Origin of the sequence: Arenimonas sp., assembly GCF_022842045.1 — a bacterium.
In the GTDB taxonomy this organism is placed as follows: domain Bacteria; phylum Pseudomonadota; class Gammaproteobacteria; order Xanthomonadales; family Xanthomonadaceae; genus Arenimonas.
Genome location: NZ_JALHQI010000001.1, coordinates 155,218 through 167,996, shown reverse-complemented (window position 1 = coordinate 167,996; position 12,779 = coordinate 155,218). Strand labels below are relative to the sequence as shown.

General features: G+C 71.0%; 11 protein-coding genes. 8 read left to right on the top strand and 3 right to left on the bottom strand.

Annotated elements, in window-relative coordinates:
* On the bottom strand, positions 1-1,539 hold a 1,539-nt coding region (locus Q0C12_RS00805; protein WP_290884824.1), incomplete at its 3' end, for a molybdopterin-dependent oxidoreductase.
* 79 nt (positions 1,540-1,618) lie between these two features.
* Here Q0C12_RS00805 and abc-f point away from each other — a divergent pair.
* The 6 genes from abc-f to Q0C12_RS00775 all read left to right on the top strand — a co-directional run bounded on the left by abc-f (position 1,619) and on the right by Q0C12_RS00775 (position 7,697).
* On the top strand, positions 1,619-3,553 hold the full coding sequence (gene abc-f / locus Q0C12_RS00800; protein WP_290884821.1) for a ribosomal protection-like ABC-F family protein: 1,935 nt from the start codon (positions 1,619-1,621) through the stop codon (positions 3,551-3,553).
* A gap of 70 nt (positions 3,554-3,623) precedes the next feature.
* Entirely contained in the window at positions 3,624-4,211 is a 588-nt protein-coding gene (locus Q0C12_RS00795) for a hypothetical protein (protein ID WP_290884818.1), read from the top strand.
* An 86-nt stretch (positions 4,212-4,297) separates the two neighbouring features.
* On the top strand, positions 4,298-5,818 hold the full coding sequence (locus Q0C12_RS00790) for a fumarate hydratase (RefSeq protein WP_290884815.1): 1,521 nt from the start codon (positions 4,298-4,300) through the stop codon (positions 5,816-5,818).
* 248 nt (positions 5,819-6,066) lie between these two features.
* Positions 6,067-6,276 carry a cold-shock protein gene (locus Q0C12_RS00785; protein ID WP_026816018.1) on the top strand — a complete coding sequence of 70 codons (210 nt, stop codon included), beginning with the start codon at positions 6,067-6,069 and terminating at the stop codon, positions 6,274-6,276.
* Positions 6,277-6,367: 91 nt separating this feature from the next.
* The gene (locus Q0C12_RS00780) at positions 6,368-7,000 is read left to right on the top strand and encodes a glutathione S-transferase family protein (protein ID WP_290884812.1); all 633 of its coding nucleotides are present in this window, start codon (positions 6,368-6,370) and stop codon (positions 6,998-7,000) included.
* Between the two features lie 4 nt (positions 7,001-7,004).
* Positions 7,005-7,697 (top strand): NAD(P)H-binding protein, encoded by a 693-nt coding sequence (locus Q0C12_RS00775; protein ID WP_290884809.1) that lies wholly within the window; start codon positions 7,005-7,007, stop codon positions 7,695-7,697.
* Here Q0C12_RS00775 and Q0C12_RS00770 read toward each other — a convergent pair.
* Together Q0C12_RS00770 and Q0C12_RS00765 are read right to left on the bottom strand one after the other, a co-directional pair.
* Positions 7,694-8,881, bottom strand: a complete 1,188-nt coding sequence (locus tag Q0C12_RS00770; RefSeq protein WP_290884806.1) for a PQQ-dependent sugar dehydrogenase — start codon at positions 8,879-8,881, stop codon at positions 7,694-7,696. The two genes, Q0C12_RS00775 and Q0C12_RS00770, sit on opposite strands and share 4 nt — an antisense overlap.
* A 22-nt stretch (positions 8,882-8,903) precedes the next feature.
* Positions 8,904-9,509, bottom strand: coding sequence for an arylesterase (locus Q0C12_RS00765; RefSeq protein WP_290884803.1), 606 nt, complete (start codon positions 9,507-9,509; stop codon positions 8,904-8,906).
* A 73-nt stretch (positions 9,510-9,582) separates the two neighbouring features.
* Between Q0C12_RS00765 and Q0C12_RS00760 the strand changes: the two genes are divergently transcribed.
* Both Q0C12_RS00760 and Q0C12_RS00755 read left to right on the top strand, forming a co-directional pair.
* Positions 9,583-10,284 carry an ABC transporter ATP-binding protein gene (locus Q0C12_RS00760; RefSeq protein WP_290884800.1) on the top strand — a complete coding sequence of 234 codons (702 nt, stop codon included), beginning with the start codon at positions 9,583-9,585 and terminating at the stop codon, positions 10,282-10,284.
* Positions 10,281-12,779, top strand: a complete 2,499-nt coding sequence (locus Q0C12_RS00755; RefSeq protein WP_290884797.1) for an FtsX-like permease family protein — start codon at positions 10,281-10,283, stop codon at positions 12,777-12,779. Before Q0C12_RS00760 ends, Q0C12_RS00755 begins: the two co-directional genes overlap by 4 nt.

The window sequence follows — 12,779 nt, the reverse complement described above, 5'->3', positions numbered from 1 at the left end:
CGCGACGTCCAGCCCGGTGCCGCCGCGCGCGAGGCCTGCCTCGATCATCGCCAGCGGCGGCGGCAGGGCGCGCCAGGGCTTGCCGCTCGCCGCGGCGTGGGCCGCACCGAGCCCATCGATGATTTCCCAGTCGGCGCGCTCATCGTCGCCGCGCTCGCGCAGCGGCAGGCTCAGCCGCGCCACCCGCCGCACGGCGAAGGCGTTGAAGTGCACGTCGTAATGCGGCTGCGTCAGCGGCGAGGCCGGCGGCAGGATCAGGTGGGCGTGGCGGGTGGTCTCGTTGAGGTAGACATCGATCGACACCATGAAATCCAGGCTCGCCAGCGCCGCATCCAGCCCGCGTCCGTCCGGCGTCGACAGCACCGGGTTGCCGGCGCAGGTGAGCAGGGCGCGCAGCTGGCCTTCGCCGGGCGTGCGGATTTCCTCGGCCAGCACCGACACCGGCAGTTCGCCGGCGAACTCGGGCAGGCCGCGGACGCGGCTGCGCCAGCGGTCGCGGTGGCCTGCCGAGGTGCCGGGCCCGGTGACCGGGAAGGCGGGCTCGTTCGGCAGGGCGCCACCCACGCGGTCAAGGTTGCCGGTGACCAGGTTCACCAGCTGGATCAGCCACTGGCAAAGCGTGCCGTGGGCCTGCGTGGACACCCCCATCCGTCCGTAGGCCACGGCGGCCGGCGCGGCGCGGAAATCCGCGGCGATGGCCGCGATGCGTGCGCGCGGCACGCCGGTGCGGGCCTCGACGTCGGAGGTATCGAAGGCGGCCAGCGCACGCAGCGCCTGCTCCAGTCCGCGCAGCTTTCCTTCGTAGGCTTCGATGCGCGGCGCGCCCAGGGCCAGCAATTCCTGCAGCAGCGCGACCAGGAACCAGGCGTCGGTGCCGGGCCGGATGAAAACGTGCTCGCTCGCGATCGCGGCGGTCTCGGTGCGGCGCGGATCCACCACCACCAGGCGCCCGCGCGCCGCCAGCGCCTCGAGCCGGCGGGCGATGCCCGGCGCCGTCATCAGGCTGCCGTTGGACGCCACCGGATTGGCGCCCAACATCAGGAAGTAGTCGGTGCGGTCCACGTCCGGGATCGGCAGCAGGAACTGGTGGCCGTACATCAGCCAGTCGACCAACTGGCTCGGCCACTGGTCCACCGACGAGGCGCTGAAGAGGTTCTTCGAGCGCAGGCTGCGGAGCAGGGCGGGCAGGTAGGCGATGTGGCCGAAATGGTGGACGTTGGGATTGCCCAGGTAGGCACCCACCGCATCGGCGCCGTGCTCGCGCTGCACGGCGGCCAGGCGCTCGCCGGCCTCGGCCAGCGCCTCGTCCCAGCTGATTTCCTCCCAGTCGCGGCCGCGGCGGCGCAGCGGACGGCGAAGGCGGTCGGGGTCGGCCTCGAGGTCCAGCAGCGCATTGCCCTTCGGACAGACGTGGCCGCGGCTGAAGGGGTCGGCGGCATCGCCACGGATGGCCACCAGGCCGGGGCCTTCGTACTGCAGCTCGAGGCCGCAGATGGCTTCGCAAAGCGGGCAAGCGCGGAAACGTGAAGTGCGGGCCATGGCGGGTTCCCCGGGGTCTGGCCCGATCTTAGGGCATCCGGCGCGGGCTTCGGGGCGGGCGAGCCTGTAAACTGCGCGGATGTCCCTGATCACCTTCCAAGGCGTCGACTACAGCGTCGGCGGCCCGCTCCTGCTCGAGTCCGTGGACCTGACGATCGAGCGCAACGAGCGCGTCTGCATCGTCGGCCGCAACGGCGCCGGCAAGTCCACCCTGCTGCGCCTGATGGGCGGCGCGATCACGCCCGACGACGGCGTGGTCAAGCGCGAGGGCCGCCTGGCCGGCCTGGCCCAGGAAGTGCCCAAGGACCTGGCCGGCAGCGTGTTCGACGTGGTTGCGATGGGCCTGGGCGCACTCGGCGCCGACCTGGCGCGCTACCACCACCTGCTGCATGACGGCGATGACATCGACATGGACGAACTGGGCGCCGTACAGGCCCGGATCGAAGCCGGCGACGGCTGGGAGATCGAACAGCGCGTCGAACAGGTGATCAGCAAGCTCGACCTGCCCGAGGACGCCGAGTTCTCGGCGCTGTCGGGCGGCATGAAGCGCCGCGTGCTGCTGGCCCAGGCCCTGGTGGCCGCGCCCGACCTGCTGCTGCTCGACGAGCCCACCAACCACCTCGACATCGAATCGATCGCCTGGCTGGAGGAGTTCCTGAAGAACTTCGGCGGCAGCGTGGTCTTCGTCACCCACGACCGCGAGTTCCTGAAGAACCTGGCCACCCGCATCGTCGAGATCGACCGCGGCCAGGTGACCAGCTGGCCGGGTGACTACGACAACTTCCTGCGCCGCCGCGAGGAGCGGCTGCACGCCGAGGCCCAGGCCAACGCGCTGTTCGACAAGAAGCTGGCGCAGGAGGAAGTCTGGATCCGCCAGGGCATCAAGGCCCGCCGCACCCGCAACGAAGGCCGCGTGACCGCGCTCAAGGCCATGCGCCGCGAGCGCGCCGAGCGCCGCGAACAGCAGGGCAACGTGAAGCTGGCCGCCGCCGGCGCCGAGAAGTCCGGCCGCAAGGTATTCGAGGCCAAGGACATCTCCTTCGCCTTCGACGGCGAGGGCGGTGCGCAGGGGCCGGTGCGCGCGGGCACCGCCCGCGTGCTGGTGCGCAACTTCAGCACCGTCATCCAGCGCGGCGACAAGATCGGCCTGATCGGCCCGAACGGCTCCGGCAAGACCACCCTGCTCAAGCTGCTGCTGGGCGACCTGCAGCCGCAGTCGGGCGAAGTGCGGGTCGGCACCAACCTCGAGGTCGCCTTCTTCGACCAGCTGCGCGCCGCGCTGCGCGAGGACTGGAACGCACTCGACAACGTCTCCGAGGGCCGCGAATTCATCGAGATCAACGGCAGCCGCAAGCACGTGATGGGCTACCTGCAGGATTTCCTGTTCAGCCCCGACCGCGCGCTGGCGCCGATCACCAAGCTCAGCGGCGGCGAGCGCAACCGTCTGCTGCTGGCCAAGCTGTTCGCCAAGCCGTCCAACGTGCTGGTGATGGACGAACCCACCAACGACCTCGACGTCGAGACGCTCGAGCTGCTCGAGGAGCTGCTGATCGACTACCCGGGCACGCTGATCCTGGTCTCGCACGACCGCGCTTTCCTCGACAACGTGGTCACCAGCTCGCTGGTGATGGAAGGCAACGGCCGGGTGGGGGAGTACGTGGGTGGCTACACCGACTGGCTGCGCCAGCGGCCGATGGCGGCCCGCATCGCCGCCGCGAACGCGGCGTCGCCGCGGCTCACGCCCCAGGTCGCGCCGACGCCCAAGCCGGCCGCTGCGCCCGCCGCGCCGGCACCGGCAAAGCGCAAGCTTTCGTACAAGGAACAGCGCGAGCTCGAGGAGCTGCCGGGCCGGATTGAGACCTTGGACGCCGAGATCTTCGCGCTGACCTCGCAGATCCAGGATCCGGCCTTCTACCGCCAGCCCGCCGACGCGGTGACCGCCGCGAATGCGCGCCTGTCCCAGCTGCAGGGCGAGCTCGAGCAGGCCTACGCCCGCTGGACCGAACTGGAGTAGCCGAGGTGGCTTCTGCTAGCGTGTGAAGACGCGCCGACCGGCGCGCCAATACACACAGGGGAGCCCCCGGATGTCGCTGCTGCGTTCGCTGCACACGCTGTTGATTGCCTTGGTCCTGGCCGCGCCGGTGGTGCTGGCCAAGGACGCCATCGAGGCCTCGTCGGCCACCAATCCCGCGCCCGCCGAGGCCTTTTCGGCCTTCGATCGCTTCGAGGTCGCCCGGATCACCATGGGCGCGCCCTGGGCCGGCCAAAAGCCGAACGAAGCGGCGCTGGTCAACCTGCAGGCCAACCTCGACGAGCGCATCGGCCCCTGGCTGGCCGAGGTCAACGGTGCGGCCACCGTCGAGGGCGAGCCCCGCGTGCTGCGCATCGAACCCTACGTGGCCGGCATCCGCTTCATCAGCGGCGGCAAGCGCGTCTTCGCCGGCGCCTTCGCGGGGAAGTCCCGGGTGCTGCTGAAACTGCGCATCGTCGATGCCGGCACCGGCACCGTCATCGCCGAGCCGGAGTTCTATCAGCACGCGGCCGGCATGGCCGGTGCCTACAGCTTCGGGGGCGCCGACAAGGCCATGCTCGCGCGCGTCACCAGCCTGGCCGTGGACTACCTGCGCGCCAACCATGCCGCGGCGGTCGGCGGGCCCACGGGCGGCGAGTGAGCCCCGGGCCCGGGACGCGCCGAAGGCGGCGCGACCCGGGCCGGCTGGGCTAAAATCACGGCCCCGCCGCCAACCCGACGCCCGCCGTGAGCCAGCCGATCCAGCAGGAAGACTTCATCCAGTCCGTCGCCGACGCGCTGCAGTACATCTCGTACTACCACCCGGTCGACTACATCCGGAACCTGGCCGCCGCCTACGAGCGCGAGGAATCCCCGGCGGCCAAGGACGCGATCGCGCAAATCCTGATCAATTCGCGCCTGTGCGCCGAGGGCCACCGGCCGATCTGCCAGGACACCGGCATCGTCACCGTGTTCCTGGAGATCGGCATGGACGTGCGCTGGGCCGGCGCCACGATGGGCATCGAGGACATGGTCAATGAAGGCGTGCGCCGCGCCTACAACCACCCCGACAACAAGCTGCGCGCCAGCGTGCTGGCCGACCCGGCCGGCAAGCGCACCAACACGAAGGACAACACCCCCGCCGTCGTCAACATGAAGGTCGTCCCCGGCGACACCGTGGACGTGATCGTCGCGGCCAAGGGGGGCGGCTCCGAGGCCAAGTCCAAGTTCGCCATGCTCAACCCGTCCGATTCCATCGTCGACTGGGTGCTCAAGACCGTGCCGACCATGGGCGCCGGCTGGTGCCCGCCGGGCATGCTGGGCATCGGCATCGGCGGCACCGCCGAGAAGGCGATGCTGCTGGCCAAGGAATCGCTGATGGAGCCCATCGACATCACCGACCTGCAGGCCCGCGGCCCGTCCAACCGCGCCGAGGAGCTGCGGCTCGAGCTGTACGAGAAGGTCAATGCGCTCGGCATCGGCGCCCAGGGCCTGGGCGGGCTGACCACGGTGCTCGACATCAAGGTCAAGGACTACCCGACCCATGCCGCCAACCTGCCGGTGGCCATGATCCCGAACTGCGCCGCCACCCGGCACGCGCACTTCACCCTCGACGGCAGCGGCCCGGTGCAGCTCGAGCCGCCCTCGCTGGAAGACTGGCCGAAGCTGACCTACGACGCCTCCAAGGGCCGCCGGGTCGACCTCGACACCGTCACCCGAGACGAGGTCGCCAGCTGGAAGCCGGGCGAGGTGCTGCTGCTCAACGGCAAACTGCTCACCGGCCGCGACGCCGCGCACAAGCGCATGGTGGACATGCTCAACAAGGGCGAGCCGCTGCCGGTGGACCTGCGCGGCCGCTTCATCTACTACGTCGGCCCCGTGGACCCGGTCCGCGGCGAAGTGGTGGGCCCGGCCGGCCCGACCACCGCCACCCGCATGGACAAGTTCACAGAGCAGGTGCTCGACCAGACCGGCCTGATGGGCATGGTCGGCAAGGCCGAGCGCGGCCCGGCGGCCATCGAGGCCATCCGCAAGCACCGCTCGGTCTACCTGATGGCCGTGGGCGGCGCCGCCTACCTGGTTTCCAAGGCCATCAAGGCTTCCCGGGTCGTGGGCTTCGCCGACCTGGGCATGGAGGCCATCTACGAGTTCGAGGTCCGGGACATGCCGGTCACCGTGGCGGTGGACTCCACCGGCGAGTCCGTGCACCGCACCGGGCCGCGGGAATGGCAGTCCCGGATCGGCAAGATCCCGGTCGCGGTCGACTGAGCCGGGCGGCGCCGGAACCTGAACGGCGCCCGCACTTGACGCGGGACCACCAGAAAGTGTTGGCATTCCGCCCCGGACTGGCGTATCGTCCGCGGCGACTGTGTTTGCGAAGGGTCACTGTGAATCGTGGCCTGATGCGGTAGATCCACCGATCCGCTACATCTTTTCACCTCGCTCTCCTTGCAACCCCAGTCGCGCGGCGGAATGTTTCCGTCAGCGATTAATCCATTCGTTCCAAGGAGTGTTTTATGTCGGATCGTCAGATCGGTACCGTCAAGTGGTTCAACGATGCCAAGGGCTTCGGCTTCATCAGCCGCGAGAACGGCGAGGACGTGTTCGTCCATTTCCGTTCCATCCAGGGCACCGGCTTCAAGTCCCTGCAGGAAGGCCAGAAGGTCTCCTTCAAGCTCGTCAAGGGCCAGAAGGGCATGCAGGCTGACGAAGTGCAGCCCATGTAATCGAGTCCGCATGGACCGAGCGAAGCCCCGGGCGCAATCCCGGGGCTTTTCTTTTGTATGCTTCGGGCTCCCGGTTCGAACGGAAGCTTGCATGTACACGCTGTACTACTCCCCCGGCGCCGCCAGCCTGGTCGTGCACTGGCTGCTGATCGAGATCGGCGCGAAGCATGAGCTGCGCAAGCTTGACCTGGCAGCCGGAGAGCACCGGCGCCCCGAGTACCTGGCGATCAACCCCAACGGCGTGGTGCCAACGATGCTCGTCCACGGCGAGCCGCTGGCCGAGGCGGCGGCGCTGGTGCTGCACCTGGCCGATGTGCATCCGTCCTTCGGCCTGGCGCCCGAGCCGGGCAGCATCGAGCGCGGGCGCTATTACCAGTGGGTGCTGCACCTGGCCAACACCCTGCAGCCGGCGTTCCGCACCTGGTTCTATCCCGCCGAAGCCGCGGGCGAGGCGCCTGCCGAAACCGCGCAAACGCTGGCCCGCCAACGCATCGAAGCCGCGTGGGAGCGCATCGAGGCGCACCTGGCCAAGCGCGGCCCTTACCTGCTGGGCGCCTCGGTGAGTGCGGCCGACTTCCATCTCACCATGCTGATGCGCTGGTCGCGCAACATGCCGCGTCCCGCCACCGATTGGCCGCAGCTGGCGGCGCTGGCGCAGCGCATGAAGGCGCGGCCGTCCTTCCGCACGCTGTACGAGCGCGAAGGCCTCACCGAATGGGCGTGACAGGGTGAACTCCGTCCGCCGCGTGCTGCTGGCCGGTGCCTCCGGCCTGGTCGGCAGCGAAGTGCGGCGGCAGCTGCTTGCCCGGACCGATGGCCCGACCGTGGTTTCGCTGCTGCGGCGTCCGCGGCAGCCGCATCCGCCCCGCGATCTCGAGTGGGTGGCCGACCTGTCCGATCCCTCCCGCGACGACGACCTCACGGCCAACTTGCGCGCGCTGGCGGGCGACGTGGACGCCTGCGTGTGCGCACTGGGCACCACGATCCGGCAGGCCGGTTCGCGCGAAGCCTTCCTGGCGGTCGATCGCGACCTGGTGATCCGCGTGGCAACCATCGCCCGCACCTTGGGCGCCACGCGCATGGTGCTGGTGTCTTCGGTCGGCGCCAGCGCGCAGTCCGACAACTTCTACCTTCGGGTCAAGGGCGAGACCGAGCGCGCGCTGGGCGAGCTCGGCTTCGAGCGGCTGGACCTGCTGCGGCCCGGGCTGCTGCTCGGCGAACGCAGCGAGAAACGCGCGGCCGAGCAGTGGGGCCAGCGCCTGGCGCCGCTGTTCAACCCGCTGCTGCGCGGCGCGCTGCGTCGATACCGCGCCATTGCCGCGGCGGACGTGGCGGCGGCCGCCGTCGCCGTGCTGTCGCAGGGCGAGGGCGGCCGCCATGTCCACGAGAACGCCGGGCTGCTGGCGCTGGCCCGGGCTTAGTTCGCCGCGGCCAGGCCCACGCGCAGCAGCTTGCCGTTGGCGGCGTCGGTCAGCAGGTACAGGTAGCCGTCCGGGCCCTGGCGCACGTCGCGGATGCGCTCGCCGAGATCGGTCAGCATCGCCTCCTCGCGCACCACCTTGTCGCCTTCGAGCTCGAGCCGCACCACGCGCTGGAAGGCGAGGGCGCCGACGAACAGGTCGCCCTGCCAGGCCGGAAAACGGTCGGCGGTGTAGAAGGCCAGGCCGCTGGGCGCGATCGACGGCGTCCACTGGTGCATCGGCTGCTCCATGCCCGGGGCCTCGGTCTTGCCGTCGCCGATGGGCATGCCGTTGTAGTTCACGCCCAGCGTGATCACCGGCCAACCGTAGTTCTTGCCGGCCTCGGGGATGTTGAGCTCGTCACCGCCGCGGGCACCATGCTCGGTCTGCCAGAGTGCGCCGGTGGCCGGGTGCAGCGCCGCGCCCTGCACGTTGCGGTGGCCGTAGGACCAGATGGCGGGCTGCGCGTCGTCGCGGCCGACGAAGGGGTTGTCGGCGGGGATGCTGCCGTCGCGCTCGATGCGGAAAATCTTGCCCTGGCCGAGGTCGAGCGGCTGCACGTTGGGCTGGGTGCCGCGGTCGCCGCTGGTCACGTAAAGCCGCTTCTCGCGGTCGAACACCAGGCGCGAGCCGAAATGCTGCCCGCTGTCGAGCTTGGGCGACTGGCGGAAGATCACCTCGACGTCCACCAGCGCGTCGTTCTCCCAGCGGCCACGGGCCACCGAGGTGCCGCCGCCGCCTTCGCCGGGCTCGCTGAAGCTGAGATAGATCCAGGGCGTGGTGGCGAAGTCGGGATCGAGCGCGACATCGAGCAGGCCGCCCTGGCCCTTGGCGAAGACTTCAGGCACGCCGGCCACGGGCGCCGACAGGCTGCCGTCGGCGGCGACGATGCGCAGCCGGCCCGGGCGCTCGGTGACCAGGTAGCGGCCATCGGGGAGGAAGGCGAGGCCCCACGGGTGCTCCAGGCCGCCGGCGACGGTGGCGACCTCGAGTTCGCCGGCTTCGCTGGCGAAGCGGGCGACAGCGTCCGACGGCGCGGGCGCGGCGTCGGCGGCAGGCGCGGCGGCGCTGGCGGCCGCACCGGTTTCGCCGGCGCCGCAGCCGGTGATGGCGAGGAGGAGTGCGGCGGAGAGGACGGTTCGCATGGTCGGGTTCCTTGGACGGGGATTACTTGAGGAGGGGTTCGAGCGCGGGCCAGACGTGGTCGCGCAGGCGTGGCTGTGCCTCGGCGACCGGGTGCAGGTTGTCGGCCTGGAAGGCCTCGCGGTCGGTGGCGATCGGTTCCAGCAGGAAGGGCAGCAGGGCGGCGCCGTGGGCCTGGGCCAGTTCGACGAAGTTGCGCTCGAAGCCCTGCGTGTACTGAGGCCCGAAGTTGGGCGGCAGGCGCATGCCCACCAGCAGCACGCGGGCCCCTGCCTGCTGCGAGGCCAGGATGATCTTCTCGAGGTTGGCGCGTGTGTGCTCGAGCGGCAGGCCGCGCAGGCCGTCGTTGGCACCCAGCTCCACCACGACCACCGCGGGCTTGTGCCGGGCCAGCTCGCCGGCGATGCGGCTGGCGCCGCCGGCGGTGGTTTCACCGCTGACGCTGGCGTTGGCCATGCGCCAGCCGGGGTGGCGGGCCTTCAGCTTTTCGGCGGTCAAGGCCACCCAGCCCTGTTCGGGCGCCAGGCCGTAGGCGGCCGAGAGTGAATCGCCCAGCACCAGCACGGTCCGCGGCTCCGATGCCTGCACGGCGCCGGCCAGCAGGGCAAGTGCCAGCAGCAGGGCCGTCATGCCCCGTTGAACCCGGCCCCGCCATGCTCCATATCGTTCGAACATCTTCCACTCCATTCGCAAGAGGATTTCCATGGCCGACAGCCACGATTCGCCCGCCGCCGTTTCCGAAGCGCTGCGCGCCGAGGGCCTGGGCAAGCGGGTGCCGCTGCCCGCGGGCGAACTCACCATCCTCGATGGGGTCGGTTTTACCATCACCAAGGGTGAAGCGGTCGCGATCGTCGGGGCCTCCGGTTCAGGAAAGAGCACGCTGCTGTCGCTGCTGGCCGGCCTGGACGTGCCCAGCGACGGCCGCGTGCTGCTCGACGGCGCGGCGCTCTCGGCCCTCGACGAGGACGGCCGGGCGCGGGTGCGGGGCGAGAAGGTCGGTTTCGTGTTCCAGAGCTTCCAGCTGCTGCCTTCGCTGACGGCGCTGGAGAACGTGATGTTGCCGCTGGAGCTGCGCGGCGACGACGACGCCGAAGGGCCGGCCCGGGCCATCCTGTCCCAGGTCGGCCTGGGCGAGCGCCTGGGCCATTACCCGCGCCAGCTCTCCGGCGGCGAGCAGCAGCGCGTGGCCTTGGCCCGCGCCTTCGTGACCCGGCCGGCGGTGCTGTTCGCCGACGAGCCGACCGGCAACCTCGACACCACCACCGGCCAGGCCATCGTCGACCTGCTGTTCAAGCTCAACCGGGACTCCGGCACCACGCTCGTGCTCGTGACCCATGACGAGCGCCTGGCCGCGCGCTGCGGCCGCATCCTGCGGCTGGACGGCGGCCGCCTGGTGTCGGCATGAACTGGGTGTCGCTGGCCTGGCGCCAGCTGCGCCGCGACCTGGCCTCGGGCGACGTCCGCATTCTGCTGGCCGCGCTGGTGCTGGCGGTGATGGCGGTGACGTCGGTGAGCTTCATCACCGACCGCGCCGAGCGCGCCCTTGCGCTGGAGGCCAACCGCCTGCTGGGCGGTGATGCCGTCGTGCGCAGCGATTCGCCCATTGAGGGCGCGTTGCGGGAAGCGGCCGCCGCGCCCGGACTCACGCTGACCGAAACCCTCAGCTTCCCCAGCATGGTCCGCGCCGGCGAAGCCCTGCGCCTGGGCGAGATGAAGGCGTTGGGCGAAGGCTTCCCGCTGCGCGGTACCTTCCGGCTGCTCGACCCCGCCACCGGCGGCGAGCGCGACGCCGAAGGCGTACCCGCGCCCGGCACGCTGTGGCTCAGCCGCGCCGGCGCCGACCTGCTCGGGGCGAAGGTGGGCGATGCCATCGGCGTGGGCAACGTCGAACTGACGCTGGCAGCGCTGGTGGTGCAGGAGCCCGATGCCGCGCTGGACTACTTCAACACCGCCCCGCGCGTGTTCCTCAACCTTGCCGACGTACCCGCCACCGGCCTGGTGCAGGAGGGCAGCCGCATTGGCTACCGCCTGGTGGTGGCCGGCGAATCGGGCGCCGTCGAGAAATTCACCAACTTCGCGCGCGACAACCTCGGCCGCGGCCAGCGCCTGGAAACGGCGGGCGATGCGCGCCCGGAGATCCGCCGCGCCCTGGATCGTGCCGACCGCTTCCTTGGGCTTGCCGCGCTGGTGTCGGTGGTGCTCGCCGCGGTGGCCGTGGCGATGGCGGCGCGCCGGCACAGCGCGCGCCACCTGCAGGGGTCGGCGGTGATGCGCTGCCTCGGCGCGAGCCAGGGCACGCTGGTGGCCATCCATGCGGGCGAGCTGCTGCTGCTCGGCCTGATCGGCTGCACGATCGGCGTGGCGCTGGCCTTCGGCCTGCAATGGGCGGTGGCCGACTGGCTGGTGGCGGCGCTCAAGCTTTCAATTCCGGGGGCCGGCTGGCGGCCGGTGCTGGAAGGCTTCGGCGTCGGACTGACCGTGCTGCTGGCCTTCGGCGTGCCGCCGGTGCTGGCCCTGCGCCGCGTGCCGGCCCTGCGCGTGCTGCGCCGCGATCTCGACCCGACCGAGCCCAGCGCCGTGCTGGTGGCCTTGGCCGGCCTGGGCGGGCTGGCGCTGCTGCTGTGGTGGAAGGCCGGCTCGGCCGAAGTGGGCACGGCGATGCTGCTCGGCATCCTGGGCACCCTGGCGGTGCTGGCGGGCCTGGCCTGGACGCTGATCGCCGTGCTCAAGCGCGTCCGCTCGCGGCTGCGCGGACCCTGGCGCTATGGCCTGGCGAACGTCAGCCGGCGCGCGGGTGCCAGCATCGCCCAGGTCTCGGCCCTGGGGCTGGGCCTGATGGCGCTGCTGCTGCTGACCTTCGTGCGCACCGACCTGCTCGACCGCTGGCGCAACGCGCTGCCGGCCGACGCGCCCAACCGCTTCATCGTCAACGTGCAGCCCGACCAGGTGGCGCCGGTGCGCGAGTTCCTGGCCGCTCAGGGCGTGGTGGATCCGGTGCTGTACCCGATGATCCGCGCCCGCTTGCTCGAGGTGAATGGCACGGCGGTGTCCGGCGACAGCTTCCCCGAGGAGCAGGGCCGCGCCCGGCGCATGGCCGAGCGCGAATTCAACCTCTCGCAGGTGGACGCGCTGCGGGCCGACAACGAGGTGACGGCGGGCCAGTTCTGGACCGGCGTGCCGGCCTCGCCCGAGCTTTCGGTGGAGGAGGAGTTCGCCCAGACCCTGGGCTGGAAGCTGGGCGACGAGGTGAGCTTCGACATCGCCGGTTCGCGCTTCAGCGGCCGCGTGACCAGCCTTCGCAAGGTGGACTGGGAGAGCTTCCGCCCGAACTTCTTCGTGGTGGCGTCGCCGGGCTCGCTGGACGGCTTCGCCGGCAGCCACATCACCGCGGTGAAGGTGCCGGCCGAGCGCAAGCGCTTCACAGCGGAACTGGTCGCGGCCTGGCCGAACCTGTCGGTGGTGGACGTGGACGCGGTGTTGGACCAGGTGCGCGGCACCGTCGAACAGGTATCGACCGTGGTCGAGGCGGTGTTCTACTTCTCGCTGGCGGCCGGTGTGCTGGTGCTGCTGGCGGCAGTGAGCGCGAGCCAGGACGAGCGCCTGCTCGAAGGCGGCGTGATGCGCGTGCTCGGCGGCAGCCGGCGCCAGCTGCGCTGGGCGCAGGTCTCCGAGTTCAGCGCGATCGGCCTGCTGTCGGGCCTGGTGGCGGCGATCGCGGCGACGGTACTGGCCGGCGTCATCGCCGACCTGGCCTTCGACCTGCCGTGGACGGCGAACCCCAGGCTGGCGGCCACCGGCGCGATCATCGGCACGCTGGCGGCGCTGGTCGCCGGCCTGTTCGCCACCCGCGGCGTGGTCAATACGCCGCCATCCGTGACGCTGCGCGAGCTGCAGGGCTAG

What these genes read in the sequence shown, in the direction of transcription:
- Q0C12_RS00780 (WP_290884812.1), top strand. Translation starts at nt 6,368, where the DNA reads ATGTACACGCTGTACTACTCCCCCGGCGCCGCCAGCCTGGTCGTGCAC.
- abc-f (WP_290884821.1), top strand. Translation starts at nt 1,619, where the DNA reads ATGTCCCTGATCACCTTCCAAGGCGTCGACTACAGCGTCGGCGGCCCG.
- Q0C12_RS00755 (WP_290884797.1), top strand. Translation starts at nt 10,281, where the DNA reads ATGAACTGGGTGTCGCTGGCCTGGCGCCAGCTGCGCCGCGACCTGGCC.
- Q0C12_RS00795 (WP_290884818.1), top strand. Translation starts at nt 3,624, where the DNA reads ATGTCGCTGCTGCGTTCGCTGCACACGCTGTTGATTGCCTTGGTCCTG.
- Q0C12_RS00765 (WP_290884803.1), bottom strand. Translation starts at nt 9,509, where the DNA reads ATGACGGCCCTGCTGCTGGCACTTGCCCTGCTGGCCGGCGCCGTGCAG.
- Q0C12_RS00770 (WP_290884806.1), bottom strand. Translation starts at nt 8,881, where the DNA reads ATGCGAACCGTCCTCTCCGCCGCACTCCTCCTCGCCATCACCGGCTGC.
- Q0C12_RS00785 (WP_026816018.1), top strand. Translation starts at nt 6,067, where the DNA reads ATGTCGGATCGTCAGATCGGTACCGTCAAGTGGTTCAACGATGCCAAG.
- Q0C12_RS00760 (WP_290884800.1), top strand. Translation starts at nt 9,583, where the DNA reads ATGGCCGACAGCCACGATTCGCCCGCCGCCGTTTCCGAAGCGCTGCGC.